General features: G+C 68.5%; 21 protein-coding genes. 12 read left to right on the top strand and 9 right to left on the bottom strand.

Annotation, left to right across the window (positions count from 1 at the left end; all coding sequences use genetic code 11):
- Positions 1 to 64 precede the first annotated feature (64 nt).
- The 6 genes from ACGFNP_RS58170 (at position 65) to ACGFNP_RS58145 (ending at position 6,775) form a co-directional block, all read left to right on the top strand.
- A complete protein-coding gene (locus tag ACGFNP_RS58170) occupies positions 65 to 994 on the top strand; it encodes a bifunctional riboflavin kinase/FAD synthetase (protein ID WP_393333611.1) in 930 nt (309 codons plus the stop codon).
- A 164-nt stretch (positions 995 to 1,158) separates the two neighbouring features.
- Positions 1,159 to 1,428, top strand: a complete 270-nt coding sequence (gene rpsO / locus ACGFNP_RS58165; RefSeq protein ID WP_214642971.1) for a 30S ribosomal protein S15 — start codon at positions 1,159 to 1,161, stop codon at positions 1,426 to 1,428.
- A gap of 272 nt (positions 1,429 to 1,700) precedes the next feature.
- Entirely contained in the window at positions 1,701 to 4,055 is a 2,355-nt protein-coding gene (locus ACGFNP_RS58160) for a polyribonucleotide nucleotidyltransferase (protein ID WP_393333347.1), read from the top strand.
- A complete protein-coding gene (locus ACGFNP_RS58155) occupies positions 4,052 to 5,362 on the top strand; it encodes a pitrilysin family protein (RefSeq protein WP_358338453.1) in 1,311 nt (436 codons plus the stop codon). The genes ACGFNP_RS58160 and ACGFNP_RS58155 overlap by 4 nt, the downstream gene beginning before the upstream one ends.
- Before the next feature lie 59 nt (positions 5,363 to 5,421).
- On the top strand, positions 5,422 to 6,159 hold the full coding sequence (dapB, locus tag ACGFNP_RS58150) for a 4-hydroxy-tetrahydrodipicolinate reductase (protein ID WP_358338450.1): 738 nt from the start codon (positions 5,422 to 5,424) through the stop codon (positions 6,157 to 6,159).
- A gap of 136 nt (positions 6,160 to 6,295) precedes the next feature.
- A complete protein-coding gene (locus ACGFNP_RS58145; protein WP_358338447.1) occupies positions 6,296 to 6,775 on the top strand; it encodes a GNAT family N-acetyltransferase in 480 nt (159 codons plus the stop codon).
- Between the two features lie 21 nt (positions 6,776 to 6,796).
- Here ACGFNP_RS58145 and ACGFNP_RS58140 read toward each other — a convergent pair whose 3' ends face one another.
- Positions 6,797 to 7,261, bottom strand: a complete 465-nt coding sequence (locus ACGFNP_RS58140) for a MarR family winged helix-turn-helix transcriptional regulator (RefSeq protein WP_393333343.1) — start codon at positions 7,259 to 7,261, stop codon at positions 6,797 to 6,799.
- 88 nt (positions 7,262 to 7,349) lie between these two features.
- Between ACGFNP_RS58140 and ACGFNP_RS58135 the strand changes: the two genes are divergently transcribed.
- Positions 7,350 to 7,721 carry a VOC family protein gene (locus ACGFNP_RS58135; protein ID WP_393333340.1) on the top strand — a complete coding sequence of 124 codons (372 nt, stop codon included), beginning with the start codon at positions 7,350 to 7,352 and terminating at the stop codon, positions 7,719 to 7,721.
- Between the two features lie 148 nt (positions 7,722 to 7,869).
- Entirely contained in the window at positions 7,870 to 8,091 is a 222-nt protein-coding gene (locus ACGFNP_RS58130) for a S1 RNA-binding domain-containing protein (protein ID WP_393333337.1), read from the top strand.
- Positions 8,092 to 8,134: 43 nt separating this feature from the next.
- Here ACGFNP_RS58130 and ACGFNP_RS58125 read toward each other — a convergent pair whose 3' ends face one another.
- Genes ACGFNP_RS58125 through ACGFNP_RS58115 form a run of 3 tightly spaced genes read right to left on the bottom strand, consistent with a single transcriptional unit; the run spans position 8,135 to position 10,342 of the window.
- The gene (locus ACGFNP_RS58125) at positions 8,135 to 9,010 is read right to left on the bottom strand and encodes a 1,4-dihydroxy-2-naphthoate polyprenyltransferase (protein ID WP_358338436.1); all 876 of its coding nucleotides are present in this window, start codon (positions 9,008 to 9,010) and stop codon (positions 8,135 to 8,137) included.
- 13 nt (positions 9,011 to 9,023) lie between these two features.
- Positions 9,024 to 9,632: a GNAT family N-acetyltransferase gene (locus ACGFNP_RS58120; RefSeq protein WP_358338433.1), complete on the bottom strand. Its 609-nt coding sequence runs from the start codon at positions 9,630 to 9,632 to the stop codon at positions 9,024 to 9,026.
- Between the two features lie 44 nt (positions 9,633 to 9,676).
- A complete protein-coding gene (locus ACGFNP_RS58115; RefSeq protein WP_393333334.1) occupies positions 9,677 to 10,342 on the bottom strand; it encodes a CGNR zinc finger domain-containing protein in 666 nt (221 codons plus the stop codon).
- Between the two features lie 44 nt (positions 10,343 to 10,386).
- Between ACGFNP_RS58115 and ACGFNP_RS58110 the strand changes: the two genes are divergently transcribed.
- Positions 10,387 to 10,692 (top strand): antibiotic biosynthesis monooxygenase, encoded by a 306-nt coding sequence (locus ACGFNP_RS58110; RefSeq protein ID WP_393333331.1) that lies wholly within the window; start codon positions 10,387 to 10,389, stop codon positions 10,690 to 10,692.
- On the opposite strand, the gene ACGFNP_RS58105 is transcribed toward ACGFNP_RS58110, so the two are convergent.
- Positions 10,668 to 12,065, bottom strand: a complete 1,398-nt coding sequence (locus ACGFNP_RS58105) for a PLP-dependent aminotransferase family protein (protein ID WP_393333329.1) — start codon at positions 12,063 to 12,065, stop codon at positions 10,668 to 10,670. The two genes, ACGFNP_RS58110 and ACGFNP_RS58105, sit on opposite strands and share 25 nt — an antisense overlap.
- On the opposite strand from ACGFNP_RS58105, the gene ACGFNP_RS58100 reads away from it, so the two are divergent.
- The 3 genes from ACGFNP_RS58100 to ACGFNP_RS58090 are packed head-to-tail and all read left to right on the top strand — an operon-like array spanning position 12,064 to position 14,485.
- Entirely contained in the window at positions 12,064 to 12,993 is a 930-nt protein-coding gene (locus ACGFNP_RS58100) for a DMT family transporter (protein WP_393333327.1), read from the top strand. The two genes, ACGFNP_RS58105 and ACGFNP_RS58100, sit on opposite strands and share 2 nt — an antisense overlap.
- Before the next feature lie 45 nt (positions 12,994 to 13,038).
- The gene (locus tag ACGFNP_RS58095) at positions 13,039 to 14,061 is read left to right on the top strand and encodes a hypothetical protein (protein ID WP_358338420.1); all 1,023 of its coding nucleotides are present in this window, start codon (positions 13,039 to 13,041) and stop codon (positions 14,059 to 14,061) included.
- 22 nt (positions 14,062 to 14,083) lie between these two features.
- Complete coding sequence (locus ACGFNP_RS58090; RefSeq protein WP_358338417.1) at positions 14,084 to 14,485, top strand: ASCH domain-containing protein; 402 nt, start codon at positions 14,084 to 14,086, stop codon at positions 14,483 to 14,485.
- Between the two features lie 86 nt (positions 14,486 to 14,571).
- Here the strand turns inward: ACGFNP_RS58090 and ACGFNP_RS58085 are convergent, their stop codons facing one another.
- From ACGFNP_RS58085 to ACGFNP_RS58070, 4 genes are all read right to left on the bottom strand, one after another.
- Complete coding sequence (locus tag ACGFNP_RS58085; protein WP_358338414.1) at positions 14,572 to 15,048, bottom strand: GntR family transcriptional regulator; 477 nt, start codon at positions 15,046 to 15,048, stop codon at positions 14,572 to 14,574.
- 41 nt (positions 15,049 to 15,089) lie between these two features.
- Positions 15,090 to 15,566 carry a GntR family transcriptional regulator gene (locus tag ACGFNP_RS58080; RefSeq protein ID WP_358338411.1) on the bottom strand — a complete coding sequence of 159 codons (477 nt, stop codon included), beginning with the start codon at positions 15,564 to 15,566 and terminating at the stop codon, positions 15,090 to 15,092.
- Between the two features lie 1,664 nt (positions 15,567 to 17,230).
- Entirely contained in the window at positions 17,231 to 17,887 is a 657-nt protein-coding gene (locus tag ACGFNP_RS58075) for a DNA repair protein RadC (RefSeq protein ID WP_358338408.1), read from the bottom strand.
- Between the two features lie 844 nt (positions 17,888 to 18,731).
- On the bottom strand, positions 18,732 to 19,448 hold the full coding sequence (locus tag ACGFNP_RS58070) for a GntR family transcriptional regulator (RefSeq protein ID WP_214642951.1): 717 nt from the start codon (positions 19,446 to 19,448) through the stop codon (positions 18,732 to 18,734).
- Positions 19,449 to 19,616 lie beyond the last annotated feature (168 nt).

The raw sequence follows: 19,616 nt of genomic DNA, 5'->3' as shown, positions 1-19,616 counted from the left end.
CCTCGATTGGAGCTCACGCGGCGCCGCATGGCAGGCTGGTGGGGGATTGATCCGCCACAAGCGAATGGGGCCGGGCGTGCAGGGTTCGGGAAGGTCCGTCGTCACGATCGGCGTGTTCGACGGCGTGCACCGCGGGCACCAGCGGGTGGTCGAGCGTGCCGTGGCCGCCGCCCGGGAACGCGGTCTCCGCAGCGTCGCGGTCGTCTTCGAGCCGCATCCCAGCGAGGTCGTCCGGCCGGGCTCCCACCCGGCCCGGCTCACCACCCCGAGGCGCAGGTCGGAGCTGCTGACCGGGCTGGGCGTCGACGAGGTGTGCGTCGAGGAGTTCACGCTGGAGCTGTCCAGGATGAGCCCCGGCGAGTTCGCCCAGTCGATGCTCGCCGACCGGCTGCGGGCCGCCGTGGTCGTGGTGGGGGCGAACTTCACGTTCGGCCACCGCGCGGCCGGCGACACCGAGACCCTGGCCGCGCTCGGCGAGAAGTATGACTTCACCGTCGAGGTGGTCCCGCTGCGCGACGGGGTCTCCTCCACCGAGATCCGCGAGCGGCTGGTGGCCGGCGACGTCGAGGGCGCCACGGCGGACCTGGGCCGCCCGCACCGGGTGGAGGGCGTGGTCGTACGCGGCTACCAGCGTGGACGCCAGCTCGGCTTCCCCACCGCCAACGTCGAGACGCAGCCCCACACGGCCATCCCCGCCGACGGTGTCTACGCGGGCTGGCTGGAGTGCGTGCCCGTCGCCAACCTGCCCACCGCCTACGAGGGCGAGCGCTGGCCCGCCGCCATCTCCGTCGGCACCAACCCCACCTTCGAGGGCGTCCCGCGCACGGTCGAGGCGTACGCGCTGGACCGCGACGACCTGGAGCTGTACGGCGTGCACGTGGCGGTAGACTTCGGCGCGAGACTGCGGGGAAACACCCGATTCGACTCGATCGAGGAGCTCATCGCGCAGATCCACGCAGACGTCGACCAGGCCCGGCGGCTGACCTCGGGCTGAGGATTGATGACGCGGAGCTTGACCGCGGTGGTAACCTTGCATGTCGGTCCAGTGACGGCGGCGCTGCGCGCTGCTCTGACGGCCTTCGCCGCGGCGACTGTAGGCACGCACGGTCGTTCGCATCAATTATCCATCCGCGCGTGCCCGTAGCTCAAAGGAGAGCCGTGTCCCTCGACACCGCTGCCAAGAAGACCATCATCGCCGAGTACGCGACGGCCGACGGTGACACCGGGTCGCCCGAGGTGCAGATCGCGCTGCTCAGCAAGCGCATCAGCGAGCTGACCGAGCACCTGAAGACGCACAAGCACGACCACCACAGCCGTCGTGGCCTGCTCCTGCTCGTCGGGCGCCGGCGCCGCCTGCTGAAGTACCTGCAGAAGGTCGACATCGCGCGTTACCGTGCGCTCATCGAGCGGCTCGGCCTGCGCCGATAGAGTGAGAGGGAGCGGCGTTCGCGTCGCTCCCTTCTCCGTTGTGAGACCGGCGCGTCGAGCGCCGGACAACTGAATATCCAAGACACACTTAGAGCCCCCCGCGTCCGCACAAGCACCAAGCGACCCGCGACGCATGCGGGCCGGTCCTCGGTAGTGGCTTCCGGTAACAGTCGTATCTGACCGGGCGCTTCGATCGAAGACCGGCGCTGCACCTAACGAGGGTGCCGGTGAGAAAGAGGGCGCGGGAGACTGACTGACCAAGGAGGTCCCCCGTGGAGGGTGTCCACACCGCTGAAGCCGTCATAGACAACGGTTCTTTCGGTACGCGCACGATCCGGTTCGAGACCGGTCGTCTCGCGCGTCAGGCGGCCGGCTCCGCCGTCGCCTATCTCGACAACGAGACCATGGTCCTTTCCGCGACCACCGCCTCGAAGTCGCCCAAGGAAAACCTCGACTTCTTCCCGCTGACGGTGGACGTCGAGGAGCGCATGTACGCCGCGGGACGCATCCCCGGCTCGTTCTTCCGCCGTGAGGGCCGTCCCTCCGAGGACGCCATCCTCACCTGCCGCCTGATCGACCGGCCGCTGCGCCCGTCGTTCGTCAAGGGCCTGCGCAACGAGATCCAGGTCGTCGCCACGGTCATGGCGCTCAACCCCGACCACCTCTACGACGTGGTCGCCATCAACGCCGCCTCGCTGTCCACCCAGCTCGCCGGGCTGCCGTTCTCCGGCCCGATCGGCGGCGTCCGCGTCGCGCTGATCGACGGCCAGTGGGTCGCCTTCCCGACGCACCACGAGCTGGAGCGCGCGACGTTCGACATGGTCGTGGCCGGACGGGTGCTCGCCGACGGCGACGTCGCGATCATGATGGTCGAGGCGGAGTCCACCAAGGACACGCTCAAGCTGGTCGCCGAGGGCGCCGTGGCGCCCAACGAGGAGACGGTCGCGCAGGGCCTGGAGTCCGCCAAGCCGTTCATCAAGGTGCTGTGCGAGGCGCAGTCGCAGGTCGCGCGGGTCGCGGCCAAGGAGACCGCCGAATACCCCGTCTTCCTCGACTACCAGGAGGACGTCTACGCGGCCGTGGAGAGCGCGGTCAAGACCGAGCTGGCCGCCGCGCTGACCATCCCCGGCAAGCAGGAGCGCGAGACCCAGCTCGACAAGGTCAAGTCGCTGGCCGCCGAGAAGCTGCTCCCCGAGTTCGAGGGCCGGGAGAAGGAGATCTCCGCCTCCTTCCGCTCGGTGATGAAGAAGCTCATGCGCGAGCGGGTCATCAAGGAGGGCCTGCGCATCGACGGCCGCGGCACCAAGGACATCCGCGCGCTGTCCGCCGAGGTCCACGTGGTCCCGCGGGTGCACGGCTCGGCGCTGTTCGAGCGTGGCGAGACCCAGATCCTGGGCATCACCACCCTCAACATGCTGCGCATGGAGCAGGTCATCGACACGCTCAACCCCGAGCGGACCAAGCGCTACATGCACAACTACAACTTCCCGCCCTACTCCACCGGTGAGACCGGCCGGGTGGGCTCGCCCAAGCGCCGCGAGATCGGTCACGGGGCGCTGGCCGAGCGGGCGCTGATCCCGGTCCTACCGGCGCGTGAGGACTTCCCCTACGCGATCCGCCAGGTCTCCGAGGCTCTCAGCTCCAACGGCTCCACCTCGATGGGCTCGGTCTGCGCCTCCACGATGGCGCTGCTCGACGCCGGTGTGCCGCTGCGCGAGATGGTCGCGGGCATCGCGATGGGCCTGATCGGCGAGGGTGACCAGTACGTCACGCTGACCGACATCCTCGGCGCCGAGGACGCCATGGGCGACATGGACTTCAAGGTCGCCGGCACCAAGGACGTCATCACCGCGCTCCAGCTCGACACCAAGCTCGACGGAATCCCCGCCTCCGTGCTGGCCGCCGCGCTGAAGCAGGCCAAGGGCGCCCGCCTGGCGATCCTCGACGTGATGCAGGAGGCGATCGACTCCCCGGCGGAGATGAACCCGACCGCGCCGCGCATCATCACCATCAAGGTCCCCGTGGACAAGATCGGCGAGGTCATCGGCCCGAAGGGCAAGATGATCAACCAGATCCAGGACGACACGGGCGCCGAGATCACCATCGAGGACGACGGCACGATCTACATCGGCGCCACCGACGGCCCGTCCGCCGAGGCCGCCCGCACGGTGATCAACGGCATCGCCAACCCGCACATGCCCGAGGTCGGCGAGCGTTACCTGGGCACGGTCGTGAAGATCGCCGCCTTCGGCGCGTTCATCTCGCTGATGCCCGGCAAGGATGGCCTGCTCCACGTCTCCCAGATCCGCAAGCTGCACGGCGGCAAGCGCATCGAGAACGTGGAAGACGTCATGAGCGTCGGCGAGAAGGTCCAGGTCGAGATCGCCGAGATCGACGGCCGGGGCAAGCTATCCCTGGTCCCGGTCGAGGTCATCGAGAAGGAGGCCGCCGAGAAGGAGGCCAAGGGCGACGCGGACTCCTCCGCCGACTCCGCTTCCGGTTCCGGTTCCGGCGAGGCTCCGGCCGCTTCGGACGACAAGCCGCGTGACGACCGGCCGCGCCGTACCCGCACCCGTGTGCGCGCACCGCGCGCCGACGGATCCGATGGAGACGACCGCAACTCGTGACAACCACCACGCTGCACCCCGGCCGTGACGGGGCCGGGGTCGTGACGCGCACCGTCCTTCCCGGTGGGCTGCGCGTGGTGACCGAGACCATGCCGACCGTGCGTAGTGTCGCGGTCGGCATGTGGGTCGGCATCGGCTCGCGTGACGAGGACCCCCAGCACATGGGGGCCACCCACTTCCTCGAACACCTGCTCTTCAAGGGCACCCCCACCCGCGACACCATGGAGATCTCGGCCTCCATCGAGGGCATCGGCGGTGAGATCAACGCTTTCACCGCCAAGGAATACACCTGCTACTACGCCCGGGTGCTCGACGAGGACCTGCCGGTCGCGGTGGACGTGCTCGCCGACGTGGTGACCAGCTCGCTGATCACCCCCGACGACGTCGAGTCCGAGCGCGGGGTGATCCTCGAAGAGATCGCCATGCACGACGACGACCCGTCCGATGTCGTGCACGAGCAGTTCGCGGCGGCGCTCTACGGCGACTCGCCGATCGGGCGGCCCATCCTCGGCACGGTCGAGTCGATCAACGAGCTCCCCCGCGACCGGATCGCCGAGTACTACCAGCGGCACTACCAGCCGCGTCGCACGGTCGTCTCCGTCGCCGGCAATATCCGGCACGAGGAGGTCGTCGAGCTGGTCGCCCGCGCCTACGAGCGGGCGGGTGCGCTGGGTGGCCCGCTGGAGGCCGATCCGCCCCGCACGAGCGGGCCGGGCGCGCGGACGCGGTCGATGGTCAAGGTGCTCGACCGGCCCACCGAACAGGCCAACCTGGTGCTCGGTACGACCGGCATGTCCCGTACGGACGAGCGGCGCTTCGCCCTCGGCGTGCTCAACGCGGCGCTCGGCGGCGGCATGTCGTCGCGGCTCTTCCAGGAGATCAGGGAGAAGCGCGGGCTGGCCTACTCCGCCTACAGCTACACCTCGGCCTACGCGGACACCGGCCAGTTCGGCATCTACGTGGGCTGCCTGCCGTCGAAGATCGACGACGTGCTCAAGATCTGCCGCGACGAGGTCGTCCGGGTCGTGGACGACGGCCTGGACGCCGACGAGATCATGCGCGGCAAGGGGCAGATGCGCGGCGGGCTGGTTCTCGGCCTGGAGGACACCGGTTCGCGCATGTCGCGGATCGGGAAGAACGAGCTGGTCTACGACGAGCTGCTGTCCGTGGACGAGGTGCTCGCCAGGATCGAGGCCGTCACCCCGGACCAGATCGCCGAGGTCGCGACCGATGTCCTCAACCGGCCGCTCACGCTCGCCGTGATCGGCCCCTACGGCGACAAGGACTTCTCCGGCGCCATCGCCTGACGACGCTCGCGGGACCTCCCCGGAGGTCCCGCGCACGTCATCCGGTATAGGGTTGACCTGTGATCAAGGTAGGTGTGCTGGGCGCGCGCGGTCGCGTGGGCCTCGAGGTGTGCAAGGCGGTAGAGGCGGCTTCCGACCTGGAGCTGGTGGCCGCGCTCGACAAGGACGACGCCATCGAGGGGCTCCAGGGCGCCGAGGTGGTCGTCGACTTCACCCATCCCGACGTCGTCATGGGCAACCTTGAGTGGGCGATCGCGCACGGTGTCCACCCGGTGGTCGGCACCACCGGCTTCGACGCCGGGCGGCTTGAGACCGTACGCGGGTGGCTGGCCAGGTTCCCCGGGACCAACTGTTTGATCGCCCCCAACTTCGGCATCGCCGCCGTGCTCATGATGCACTTCGCCCAGCAGGCGGCCAAGCACTTCGAGTCCATCGAGATCGTCGAGCTGCACCACCCCAACAAGGCCGACGCGCCCTCCGGCACCGCCCGCCGCACCGCTGAGCTGGTCGCGGAGGCGCGCGCCAAGGCCGGGCTGGGCGCGATGCCCGACGCGACTACCACGGAGCTCGGCGGAGCGCGCGGCGCCGACGTCGGCGGCGTCCACGTCCACGCCGTACGGCTGAGCGGGCTCATCGCGCACCAGGAAGTGCTGCTGGGCGGCGACGGCGAGATCCTCACGATCAGGCACGACACGATGAGCCGCGCGGCGTTCACCCCGGGCGTGCTGCTCGGTGTGCGCCGGGTCCGCGAGCTGCCCGGCCTGACCGTCGGCCTGGAGCCACTGCTCGACCTCTGAACGCACATCATGCCCACAACCTGACGCGGGTCATGGGCACGACGTGAGGAGGAGGATTCCGGCTCCGCACAGCCGGCCTGCTCACCACATTAATATCCAGAGGCGCGAACCAGGCCAAACGTGAGACCGTGTCGGCATGACGCGATGGGCCGAGCCGGGTGAGCTGCCCGGGCTGGTCGCTGTGGAGCTGGCGGCGGACGGGCTGTTCGAGCAGGTGGGGATCGTTTTCCCGCCGGGCACGACCATGATCGAAGAGGTCACGGACCCGGCCGTGGTGCTGGTCGAGGGGGATCCGCCGGCCGGGTTCGCACTGATCGGCTGGGTCGACGGCAACCTGCATCTGGATCAGCTGGCCGTACACCCGTCGCGAATGCGGCAGGGGATCGGCGGGCGGCTCGTCGCGGCGGTACGCGACCACGCGGCGGCCTGTGGCGCGCCTGCGGTGACGCTGACGACCTACAGGGACGTGCCGTGGAACGCGCCCTGGTACGTGCGGCACGGCTTCTCCGTGCTGCCCGAGGCGGAGTGGGGGCTCGAGCTGCGGGCGCTGGTCGAGCATGAGCGTGAGCTGGGCATCGAGGTGGCGCCGCGCGTGGTCATGACCTGTCTGTCCTGAGGGGTCTGTTCGCGCGGAGGGTTAAATGCCGAGTTCGTCCGCCAGCCGCTTCAGGTAGGAGGCGAACTGCCGGCGGTCGTGGTCGTCCCACCCCACGGTGAGCTCGTCGAAGGCGTGGCGCTGCCACTGGCGCGAGCCCGCCAGGAGGTTCTCGCCGTGTGCGGTGAGCTGCAGCGACGCGCGCCGGCGATCGTACTCGGACGAGGCGCGGGCCAGGTAGCCCGCCTTGGTGGCGTCCTTGACGATGCGGCTGGCCCCAGAGTGGTCGAGGCCGAGCTGGTGGGCCACGGTGCCCACGGTGGCCTCCTCGGTGGCGTCCTTGCCCGTGTCGACTGCCTCCACGGCCAGGATGTGCTGCACGTGGCGGGTCTCCCCGGTCTGCTCTTCCGAGGCGCTGTTGATCCACCGGCGTGACCAGAAACGCACCAGTCGGAACAGTGCGGGACCGCCGTCGCTGTCAGCGGAGGAAAGGCCGTGCGCGTTCATGCGCACACTCTACCCCGAGATGGATGCGATATGCATATATAGTGTGTGCATATCGCATGTATTCGGCTGAGTTTTCAGGAGAGTCGACGTGTCCATCGTTCTCAACCATCTGATCGTCCCGGCGGCCGACAAGACCGCTGCCGCCACGTTCCTCGCCGACCTGCTCGGGCTGCCGGTCTCCGCGCCGTCCGGCCCGTTCGTGCCCGTCAGGGTCAATGACGACCTCGCACTCGACTTCGACGACCGGCACCAGGTCCAGCCGGGCCACTACGCGTTCCTGGTCGACGACGACACGTTCGACGCGGTGCTGGGCCGGCTCCGGGAGTCCGAGTCGATCGCGTACGGTTCCGGCCCGGGTCATGGTTGGGACCGGCGGATCAACCACCTCGGTGGCGGCCGTGGCGTCTACGTGCGCGATCCCAACGGCCACAGCTACGAGCTGTTCACCGCCGTTCCCTAGCGAGTAGGGTGGCGACCGTGACTGCCGGGTCGGCCAAGTGCCATGACGAGACGGGGCGCCCGGTCACGCCTTGATCACCGAGCGGGCCCGCGGCCCGCCGCCTCTCGCGTTCCCCAAGCGGAGATCGCAGAGGAAAGGAGGTGATCACATGTCCCATGCTTGGGAAGGCTTCACCTCGCGGCACGCCGTCGGTGACGTGCTCGACGGGCACGTGGCCAAGGTCGTCCCGTTCGGCGCCTTCATCGAAGTCGCCGACGGCGTCCACGGGCTGCTCGTCGGATCGGAGCGGCCAGAGGCCGGGTCGAGCGTCTCGGTACGGATCGCCGAGATCGACCACGACAACCAGCGGTTGAGACTCACCGCGAGCTGAGGTTGATGGTGCGTGCGGGGGCCCTCCGGTCCCCGCACGTCCTTCACAGAGTGATCGCCAGGCCGAGCGTGAACAGCAGGCCGTACGCCAGCTGCAGTTTGCCGGTCTGCTGCAGTACGCCGATCAGCGCCGGGCCGACGGCGCCGTGCAGGACCGTCTTGACCGGCGTGATCGCCAGCGGCGCGGCGAGCACCGCGGCGGCCGCCAGCGGCGCGATCGGGAGCATGGCCAGGGCGATGACGAACGGCACGATCAGGCAGGTGGCATAGAGCGTGCGGGTGCGCGCCGCGCCCAGGACGACCGCCAGCGTCCGCTTGCCCGCCTGGCCGTCGGTGCCCACGTCGCGCAGGTTGTTCACGACGAGCATGGAGCACGACAGGAGCCCGACGGGGATCGACGCCAGCAGCGCCGCCCAGGACAGGTGCTCGGTCTGGACGTACGCGGTGCCGACCACGGGGACGACGCCGAAGAAGGTGAACACCGACACCTCGCCGAGCGCGCGGTAGCCGTACGGAGCCTTGCCGCCGGTGTAGAACCAGGCGGCGGCGATCGCGGCGGCGCCCACGAGCAGGATCCACCACGCGCGGGTGGCGAGCACCAGGGTCAGCCCGAGCACCGCGGCGAGGGCGAAGGAGCCGAGCGCGGCGGCCAGCACCTGCGGCGGCGTGGCCGCCCGCGAGCCGACCAGGCGCATCGGACCGACCCGCTGGTCATCGGTGCCGCGGATGCCGTCGCTGTAGTCGTTGGCGTAGTTGACGCCGATCTGCAGGGACAGGGCCACGAGCAGCGCGACGATCGCGCGCCACCAGATGAAGCCGCTCTCGCCGATCGCCACGCCGGTGCCGACCATGACGGGCACGATGGCGTTGGGCAGGGTGCGCGGACGTGCGCCGGCGATCCACTGGCCGGGGGTTGCCATAAAGACGAATCCTCTAGCTGATGTCGGTGGTGAGCCTGACCATGCGGATGGGACGCCCCATGTCGAGCACGCGCTCGGCCATGTCCTCGCCCCAGCCGGCCGACTCCAGGAAGCCCAGCACCGCGTAGTTGTCGGCGAACACCCACGTGACGATCTGCCGGAAACCGTCGTCCCGCAGGTAGTCGACGGTGGCATTGAGCAGGCGGCTGCCGTGACCGCGGCGGACGAAGTCGGGGTCGACCAAGAGGGTCAGCATCTCAGCGGCGACGGTCGGGTCGAGGTCGGGATCTTCGGCGGGCGCGTGCGAGGCCAGGCCGACCACCCGCTCACCACCGCGCGGCGTGGCCAGGGCGGCGCTGCCGCCCGCGCCGAGAGCCGGGAAGCCCTCGGTGTCGAGAATCGTCTCCACCGCCACCAGCACCCGATGCATGGGGGTGGGCGGGGCGACGATCGCCTCGTCCCACTGGCGCAGCCACATCTTCTCCGCCGCGGCCCCCGTCATCTGCTCGAGCGGCCCCTCGGGAAGGAATTCCCGATAGCCGTAGCGCCAGGCGCGAATCTGAGTATTCGCCACCTGGAGCACATCCTCGCGCCGGGCCGCCCGGACGCCTACGTCTGCCATCTCGGCCCGCTCCTTCGCCTGCCGTCCATGCCACAAGGCACGAGTTACACCGTATCGGTGTTTGAGCCTTGGGGATGACGCGAACCCTGCTTCCTCGCCCGGTAAGCGCGTGTTTTGGTGCGGTTGCCGCAGACCCGCATAGAACACCACGAGCGTGATCGGTTCTTCGAGGAGTCGATGAACGCCCACTGGCACAGGCCCTCGGCACAGACCTTCAGCCGGTGCCACGACTGGTCGGTCACGGCCGCGGTGATCCTGGCCAGGCCGCCTCTGACGCCGTCTTCGAGGGGGACCAGCTCCGGTGTGGCGCCGCCGACGCGTACGAGTAGCGGCAAGGCCGGCAGGTCGGGCATCTCCGGAGTTTCGCGTGTTAGCGCGGGCGTCTTCGGATTTTCGCGGCTTAGCGCGGGCATCCTCCGGGGTTCGCAGCTTGGTGCGGCTCGCAGTTCGGGCGTCTCCGGAGTCTCGTGTCTTAGAGCGGCCCGTAGCTCGGCCGGCTCCGGAGTCTCGCGTCTCAGCGCGGCCCGAAGGGCTTCGCGCAGGGTGAGCGCGGTGGCGAGGTCGTCGTCGGTCGCGCGGTCACGCGGGCCGATCAGGCCCCGCTCCCGGAGCCAGACGGCCAGTTCGGCGGGTGAGGCCAGCTCGTCGGCGTCGGAATCGAGGTTGTAGGTGTTCACGAAGTCGCGCACGAGCTCCGCGGGCGCCAGCATGTCACCACTGTATGGCAGGGGCCGGTTGCGCCATGATGAGTCGCGTGATCGTTCGTACCTGGCGAGGCTGGACGCGTAGGTCCGATGCCGCGGCCTATGAGGAATACCTCCTGCGCACCGGATTCCCCGGCTACACCCAGACGCCCGGGAACCGCGGCGCCTACTTCACCAGGCGTGACACCGGCGACAGGACCGAGTTCTTCCTGATCTCGCTGTGGGAGTCGTGGGAGGCGATCAGGGCGTTCGCCGGGGACGATCCGGGCGTGGCGGTCTTCTATCCCGAGGACGACGCGTTCCTGGTCGACAGGGAGCGGACCGTGGAGCACTACGAGGTGTTCGCCAGCGCCTGAGCCAGCCGCCGCACCCCCTCCGCCAGCTCGGCCAGGTTCGCGGCAGCGATGTGCGTGACGCGGAGGCGGGGTCCCGGCGGTTCCGACGGGTAGTGGATCCGGCCGGGGCTCACCAGTACGCCGTTGCGTTTCGCCGCCTCGACCAGGGCGTTCTCGTCGGTTTCCGGCGGCAGCCGTACCCACAGATGCATGCCGCCCTTCGGCAGCAGGTGCAGCTCGGCGGCGGGCAGCCGCGCGGCCAGCTCGGTGGCGAGCGTGTCGCGGCGGACCAGGATCTCGGTACGCACGTTCGCCAGGTGCCGGCGCCAGCCGGGGGAGCCGACGAACTCCAGCACCGTCTCCTGCAGCGGGCGCGCCACGAAGAACGACTCCACGAGCTGGCTGGCCCGCAGCCGGTGCGCGGCCGGACCGCGCGCGACGATGGCCGCGACCCGCGCGCTCGGCGACAGGATCTTGGTGAGTGAGCAGATGTAGACGACCGTGCCGTGCGCGTCCATCGACACCATCGGCGGCGGCGTCCGGTCGCTGAGGTAGCGGGCGTAGTCGTCCTCGATCACGAACGCGCCTGCCGCCCTGGCGACCTGGAGCACCTGTTCCCTGCGTTCGCGGGTGAGCGTCGCGCCGGTCGGGTTCTGCAGGGTGGGCTGGCAGAGGAACACCCGCGCGCCCGTGACGGCGAACGCCTCGGCCAGCAGGTCGGGCCGTACACCGTCCCGGTCCATCGGCACGGCCGTCGCCCGCAAGCCCGCCGCCTTGGCCGAGGCCAGCGCGCCCGGATATGTCGGTGTCTCGACCAGAACCGGGGTACCCGGGGCGGCCAGCGCCCTGAAGGCGTGCGTGAGCGCGGCCTGGCCGCCACTGACGATCAGCGCGTCGGTCTCGGTCACGTCGCCCCCGGCCTGCGTCGCGAACCACCTGCGCAGCTCCGCCAGCCCGGTCAGCGGTGGCATCGCCCACGCGCTCGGCCTGCGCACCGCCCGCGACGCCGCGGCGGCCAACTGCTTGTCCGGCCGGAGCCCCGGGTTCAGATAGCCGCCGGTGAGTGGGATGACGCCCTCGGGTGGCGGGGTCAGCAACGCGGTCACCGGGCTCTCGTCCACCACCCGATCGCCCAGCGCGACGGTCTGCCAGGAGAAGTCGGGCAGGTCGCTGGGCCCTGCGGGCGGCTGGGCGATGAATGCCCCGATGCCGGGCTTGGTGATCACCCGGCCCTCGGCCGCCAGTTGCCCGATGGCGCGCGAGACCGTCACAGGGCTGACGTTGTGGCGGCGCATGAGCTCTCTGGAGGAGGGGAGGCGGTCACCTGGTCGCAGGCGGGTGAGCTCCTGGCGCAGAATCGCGGCGATATGGGCGATACTGCTATCCTGTTCCATGACGGATAAGAATAGCGCTATCGTCGCCGACAGAGTAGCGGTCGCCTCTCGGGAAGGCTCGGCGCGATTCCGCCAGGGAACCTTCCTCGCGTTTCTCGGCGTTCTCGCCTTTTCCGGCTCCTTCCCCGCCACTGTCTACGCGATGCGCGGTTTCGATCCGTGGCTGGTCGCCATCGGCCGGGCCGTGATCGCCGGTGTCATAGCCCTCATTTGCCTCAAAGCAGCCCGCCACCCGCTGATCCCGCCCCGCCACCAGTGGCGCTCCTACGCCGCGATCTCCCTCGGCGTGGTCTTCGGGTTCCCCGTCTTCAGCGGCCTGGCTCTGGACCTCGGCGCCACCACCGCCCACTCCGCGGTGGTCATCGGCCTGCTCCCGGCCGCCACCGCCGTCTGCGCGGTCCTGCGCGCCGGCGAACGCCCGCGCCCCCTGTTCTGGCTGGCCTGTACGGCAGGCGCGATCGCCATCACCGCCTTCACCCTCACCCGTGGCCAGAGCACGGCCGCCTGGCCCGACGTCCTCCTGGTCGGCGCCCTGGTCTCGGCGGCCATCGGCTATACCGAAGGCGCCCGGCTCTCCCGTGAAACGCCGGGCTGGCAGGTCATCTCCCACACCCTCGTCCTCTCCCTCCCGCTCACCGTCCCCGTGACGGCCGTACTCGCCCTCACCACTTCTGTCCACCCGTCGCCCCAAGCTCTCGCCGGCTTCGCGTACGTCGGCCTGATCTCGATGTTCCTCGGCTTCGTCCCCTGGTACGCCGGCCTCGCCAGGGGCGGCATCGCCAGAGCGGGTCAGACCCAGCTCACCCAGCCGCTGCTCACGCTCGCCTGGGCATGGTTCCTGATGGGGGAGAGGTACGGTCCGGCCACTGTGGCCGCCGCGCTGGCCGTACTCGTGTGCGTGGCCCTCACCCAGCGAGCCCGCACTTGAAAGCCGTGACGCCGCCCCGCAGGATGGGAAGCGGAGGTGTCACAGATGGCAGACCTCACGATTCCGGAGGGCGGCTTCTGGCCGGCCCCCGCGGTCCCGCAGCCGAACATCTACCCGATGGAGTGGCGGGTCGAGACGGCCAAACTGGCGGCGATCTACGAGAAATCCAAACGGACGCTCTGGAACCCCGCCGACCTGCCCTGGGACGGGCTGAACCCGGACGACTTCACGCGTGAGCAGCGCCTCGGGATCATGTACTGGTTCGCCGTGCTGGCCAATTTCGACGCCTCGGGGCCGGCCGTGTTCGCGCGGGCGACCATCCAGGCGTTCGAGAAGCACGAGGAGGATCCGGTCAGGAAGTGCTTCTTCTCGATCACCCGCGACGAGATGAACCACGAAGAGTGCTGCCAGCGGACCATCGCCAAGCTCTGGCCCGGCGGCCCCCTCGACTGGACCCCGTCCGACGACCTGGAGAGGGCCGCGCACAACAACATCGGCTGGCTCTATCACAACGGCGGTCGCTACTGGACCGGCTACACCGCGGCCGTGGGCAAGTACTCGCTGCCCGTGCTCTTCACCAGCTTCATGATGGGCGAGATGGCCGCCTCGACGCTGTTCAGGGGCATGGCCTCGGGCACCGAACATCCCGTCTTCGGGGAGATGTTCCAGCGCATCGGCCGCGATGAGTCCCGACATCTCCAGATTTGCATGACCATTCTGGAGAACGAGTGGCCCGGCCTCACGGACGAGACCCGGTCTCTCATCACCCGCCAACTCCGCGCCGGCTTCGTCTTCCTGTCCATGATCCTCTGGGAGCCACCGGAGGGCTTCTGGGAGCTCCCGCCGTACTTCCTGGCCAACCATCGCGTCCTGATGGACCACGCCAGGCAGGCCGGGCTGGGCGTGCTGTCCTACGAGGAGCAGGCGGAGAACTGGCGGCTCGCCATGGCCCGCATCCGCGCCATCGTCGAACGCTGGGGCATCGCCTTCCCCGCCATCCCCGAACTCGACCTGGAGGGCGTCCAGGTGGACTTCATCGACCCCGAGGAGATCATCCCGGTCTTCTGATCCCGGTCTGTACGATCTTTACATGTGGGGACGCATCGACGGGCTCCGCGTGCTCGAACTCGGCATGCCCGGCGAGCAGCGCATCTGGCTGACCGACCTGGTCCTGTCCGGCGCCAAGACGGCCACGGCGGGACTGCTGGAGCTCGACTACGTCGCCGAAGGGGAGCCGCTGGAACACGTCGGCGAGCGGCTCGTGCTCGTGAACGATGGGGGCTCGCGGGCGGCGCTGGTTGAGGTGGTCGGGGTGGAGCAGGTGCCGTTCGGGGCGGTGAGCTGGGAGTTCGCGCAGGCGGAGGGGGAGGGGTTCCGGTCGGTCGGGCACTGGCGTGAGGTCCATGGCCGGTACTGGGCCGGCCTGGGGCACGAGGTGACCGACTCGTCGACGGTCGTCTGCCTGACCTTCCGCCTCGTTACTCCTGGGTGAGCGCTTTTCGGGGGCTGGTCATTCTCGCCTAGCGGTGCCATCGAATCGCCTGGGGCGCCTGCGGGCCGGGCGGAGATCGCCTTTGGCTATTCGGGCCAGTCTTCCTTGGCGGCCACGTAAGTACCTCGGTAGGGGACGGTGAATACCCAGCCTTGCCTCCGAAGGGACTCGACCGCCCTTCGGGCCGTGACCTTGGCGACCCCGTGGCGCCGCATCAACGCCTTTTCGCTGAATATCGCCCGGTTGGGCGGGAACTCACCGCGGCGGATCCGCTTGACGATGTCGTCCGCGATTTCTTCGGAGGGCAACGGCTTTCGTCTCTGTCGTGGGACACCAACCACACCCACGAATGTGCCCTCGCCCGACACCGTGTGGGCCACCTGACGGTCGCGCAACTCTCTGGCGACTCTGCGGGCCGTCGTCCTGGCGATGTAGAACTCTGCCTCCATCTCCGCCTCGCTCGGCAGAGGCTCTCCGGCCAGCAGCTCACCCTTGAGGATTCGATCGTGGAAGATGTCGGCGATCTGGACGTAGATCGGGGTGGGTCCTTCACGATCGAGCATGTATAGATTCTAGATGTCTCTATACAAGCAGTCGACCAGGTTCAGTCCTGGGGCCACGACTCCTTTGGAGACACGTAACTGCCGCGCTGGGCGACCGTGTAGATCCAGCCACGCTCGCGGAGCAGCGCCATGGCCCGCCGCACTGTCTCGCGGGCGCAGTCGTACTGCTGAAGTAGCGCTGTTTCGCCAGGGATCGGACGCCGTGGCGGATACGTCCCTGCCTTGATCTGCTCCGCCACATCTGCCGCTATCTGCTGATAGAGCGGGATTTTGCGCTGCTGGCGCGGTGCCTCGTTCGGTGCGCCGACGAAGGTGCCCTCGCCCTGGACCGTGTAGATGAGACCCTCTTCGCGGAGCACATGGATCGCTCGCCTGGCGGTCGTCCTGGCGACCCCGAACTCCGCCTGGATGTCGGCCTCGCTGGGCATGGGATGCCCCGAGGCGAGATCGGAGACCCGTTGGCGGAGGATCTCAGCGATCTGAAGATATGGATGGGTGTCTCCATCATAGTCGAGCACATACGCAAGATAGGTGAAGAGGTACGACCTTGCCCATATCGTCCCGTCCAAGTAGACGGAGCGATCCTGTTATCTAGGCAGCGCGATACAACTAGATATATGATGGTGGAATGGCTGGCTCCAAAAGAGGGCCGTACGCGGACGACTGCATTGGTCGTCACGTCGAGGCGGCGCACAGGGACTGCGTACGCATCGACTGGAATCCGGTGAGGCCCGACGTGGAGCGAATGCGCGTGCGGGACCACACCTGCGACTGCCAGCCGGTGTTTTACGAGCTGTGCCAAGCAGGCGGCCAGCGTTGCATCCGCAGAACGACGAGAAAGGGTGGGCGAGTGGTGGTGGAGGAGAGTGTCCGAACGAACGCGCCTCAAACGGACATTCTGTGGTTCCTGCTGCTGTGCGGAGACGCTAGGTGATCACCGCACGTCGTGGGGGCATTTTGCGGCGTCTTCTCTCCAGACTGCGCGGCATGTGGCAGACGTCATCCCAAGAACTCCGTGCTCTGCCAGGGCCTAACTCGTTCTTGCAGGTCCCATTCCCGCGTCTGGGACCTGCGACCACCTTCTGGTGGGGCATTTCGTTGGAGCCGGCGTCGCCGGGGCGGGCGTGGCCGTGTGGGGCATCAGGTCGCTTTGCCGAATGAAATGCCGCAGATTCGGCGATCACGGCCGAAGACCGGGTCGCGCTGGCCCCGCATCCCGCGTCTGATGCGGGGCCAGCGACGAGGCAACCACCCTCTACAGTCGAGTGGCTGCGATTTCAGAGAGTCTTCTGGTCCTAGCGGGTTCACTGATCGCCGGCGAGCGCAGTCCGCCGACGCTCCTGAGAACCCGCTTGGGTGGTGCTGAGCCTTCCTCTTCGCCTGCTCCCGAGTGGACCTTGCCAGGAGTCCGACCGTCCACGGTGTTGCTGCGCCGTGGCGCGTAGTGGACGGACCCAGTTGCGGGCCGTACGTGGTCCCATGCCCTCCGGGAGGCACGGGACCACGCGTTTGCCAGCAATTGGCCGACTCACGTCTTAGTCGACCTGCTCGCAGAGGTAGCGTCTCACGCTCCGCTGAGGGAAGCCTTGCCTTCAGAGCTATCAACGGAAACATGCCTTTCGGTGGTCTTGCGGTGGATCAGCACTCTTAGTGGTGACCAAAAGGCCCCATACCGGTTCGGCGAAGCGCTGGAATGCCCTGAGGAACGCACTGGAGCGGGTAGGCCGAGAGTCGTGATGCCAGTGAGGGACCTGTCGAAGTGGGCGGCTCGATGGGTCGCGATGACGGGGAGGAACACGCTGAGGGTTCAGCGGTGCTGGGCGCCGCCCGGCTCAAGCGGGGCATGTGGCGGCCCGTTTTGCGCCGGGGGTTGGCGGTTGGTTGTGCTTGGGGTGCGGTGGCTGGTTTGTGCTTGAGATTCGGTCTTTCGGGGTTTCGCCTGGGGCTGGCGGGTTGCTTTGCGCCGAGATATGGCGGTTGGTTCGTGTCTGGGGGTTCGGTCGTCCGGGTCGCGCCTGAAGTCCGGCGGGCAGGTAAGTGTCTGGGGGCTCGGCCGTTCAGATTGCGCCTGAACGGCGGCGGGTTGGCGTAGCGCCGGGAGCCTGGTGGTCGGTTCGGGCTCTGCGTGCGCCCGTCAGGGTGGGCGGAGACCGACCCGGTTCCCGGACCACCCCCTTGGCGTTCAGAAGGGCACCCGACGCCATGCCGTGTCCGTGACGATCAGATGGTCGAGGAATCGCAGCCCGACCGTCTCGGCGGCCTCGGCGAGACGTGCCGTGGCGACCATGTCCGCGTCGCTCGGATCGAGGGAGCCGCTCGGATGGTTGTGCGCGACCCCGAACGCCGCCCCGCCGGCCGTCAGCACCGCCGTGATGATGTCCCGAACCGGCACTGTCGTGTGGTCAGAGCCCCCCTCGGTCAGCACCACACGCCGCAACACCGCACCCCGGACATCGCACGCCATCACGACCAGCCGCTCCCGGGAATGGCCCCGGAGCAGAGGAGCGACGACCGTGGCCAGATCGGACGTGCTGGTGATCCTGGTCGGCTCGGGCTCTGCCTGCGCCCGCCGTACGAGATGGAAAGCCGCAATCACCCGCGCCGCCTTGGCGGGCCCGACGCCGTGTACGGCGAGTAGCCGGTGTGGCTCGGACCGGGCGAGCCCATCGAGATCGCCGCAGTGCTCGATCACCTGGGCCGCAAGATCCATCGCGCTCGCCCCCCGAAAGCCTGAACCGAGGAGCACGGCCAGCAGCTCCCGGTCAGCCAGCGCCGTCGCGCCGCTCGCCATCAGCCGCTCGCGTGGCCGCTCACGTCTTGGCAGGTCTTTGACTCGCATCCGCAACCTCCAGAACGGTTGTATCAACGAGCACCGACAACCTCGGCCTGACCAGGGAGAACCGCCTGGAATGTCGGCAGGAGAAGCATTTGAGAGCTGCGGTCTAGTTGACGAAGCTTGATGTTGCTTCCGTCACATCGAGGCCCGGGTGGCGGCGCTCGGCTTCGGCGCGCCCGCCAGTGGTCCGGACGGTTGTGGTGGCCGGGACAACGGTGGTCCGCACGATCGCAGTCTGTGCGTATGTGGTCTGGATAGCCCCTGTCTGTACGGTCGAGCTCCGGACGGTCACAGCTGGAGGGGCGCAGATCCGGCCGCGGTTCTGAACGCTTGCAGTCTGGACACCCGCAGGCCGAGACGGAAACCTCTAAAGCGCAACCCTGAGGCCGCAGGTTGGGCCGGAGATCCCGTGACGTGCGGATACTTGGGTCTCAGGTCGGTTTGAGGGGCGTGACGTGCGGACTCTTGGCTCTCAGGTCGGTTTGGGGGGCGCGTAACGCGCAGGCTCCTGAGCCTCAGGTCGATTCGGGGGTGGCGTAACGCGCAGGTTCCGGAGCCGCGGGCTGGCTGCGAGCCCGTCTGAAGCCGCAGGTTGGTTTGGGGGCGCGTGACATACGGACTCTGAAGCAGCCGGGGACGCGGAGATCCCGCAACGCGAGGGCCACGACGCCCCGGACCAGAATGAAACCTCGCACCTCAAGGCCCTGAAGCCGCGGAAATCGGCTCAGCGACAAGTCGTGATGCTGCGGGCGATCGGCCGAACGTGCGGCGAAGTGTCAGCCCAATGGCCGTCTGGCTGAGCTCCAGGCCGAAGAGGCGGGTATCGGCCCGGAGCTCTCACATTCGCTCAAACAGGCATGCTGTACATGATCCGGAAGCGGTCGCCCGGGATCACGATGTCGCTGGTCTCCACCGGGCGGTCGCCTGCCCAATGGGTGCGTTCCACGTGCAGGACGTGGATGCCCGCAGGTAGGTCGAGAGCGTCGCTCTCAGCGGGGCGGGGAACGCGGGTGTGCACGCTTTCGACGATCTCCGTGATCTTTATCCCGTGCGCGTACATTCTGGCGACCAGGCTGCGCCGCTCCTCCTCCGTGTGGGCGGCGAACTCCAGGGGCTCGTACGAGGTGGCGAGCTGGAGCGGCCTGCCGTCGCCGCGGAAGACATAGTGCGTCCTCGTCAGGGTGGTCGATTCGTCGAGCCGTAGCCGTCTGGCGATGTCGGGTCCGGCCTCGGCGGGTTCGCTGTGCCAGTCCCACGTCACGCGCCGGCCCTGGGACTGCAGGTCGGCGGCGAATGGGGCGGGATGATCGAGGAAGCGCCATCGGTGCAATGGGGAAAGGTCGGGGCGTTCTCTGACGTAATGACCCGATCCCACGCGGCCGATGATGAGGCCTTCGCCTGCCAGCACGCGCAGGGCGTGGCGGGCTGCGGTCTCGCCGACCTGATACTTGCGGGTCAGCTGCGCCCGTGAGGGAATGGGCGCGCCGGGGGGAAGGGTGCCGTCGGTGATCTGTCGCCGAATGTCTTCGACGACACGCAGGTAGACCGGATCTGAGGTGGCCACTAGTCCATCCCTGAGGGTTCGTGTGAGGCGTTGCCCCATGTTGCCGTATTCGGCAGGTAACCGACCGTCATCGAGGACACTTGGAGCCCCAACTTTGCGGCAGTGGAAAATTATCGGAGAAACCCTGTAACGCCGATGTAAGGGCAGCCGATTCTTCGGTAGAGGTCG

Source organism: Nonomuraea sp. NPDC049269 (genome assembly GCF_043197155.1).
Classification (GTDB): domain Bacteria; phylum Actinomycetota; class Actinomycetes; order Streptosporangiales; family Streptosporangiaceae; genus Nonomuraea.
Note: the sequence above shows the minus strand (reverse complement) of the source record. Positions and strands in the feature narration are given on the sequence as shown.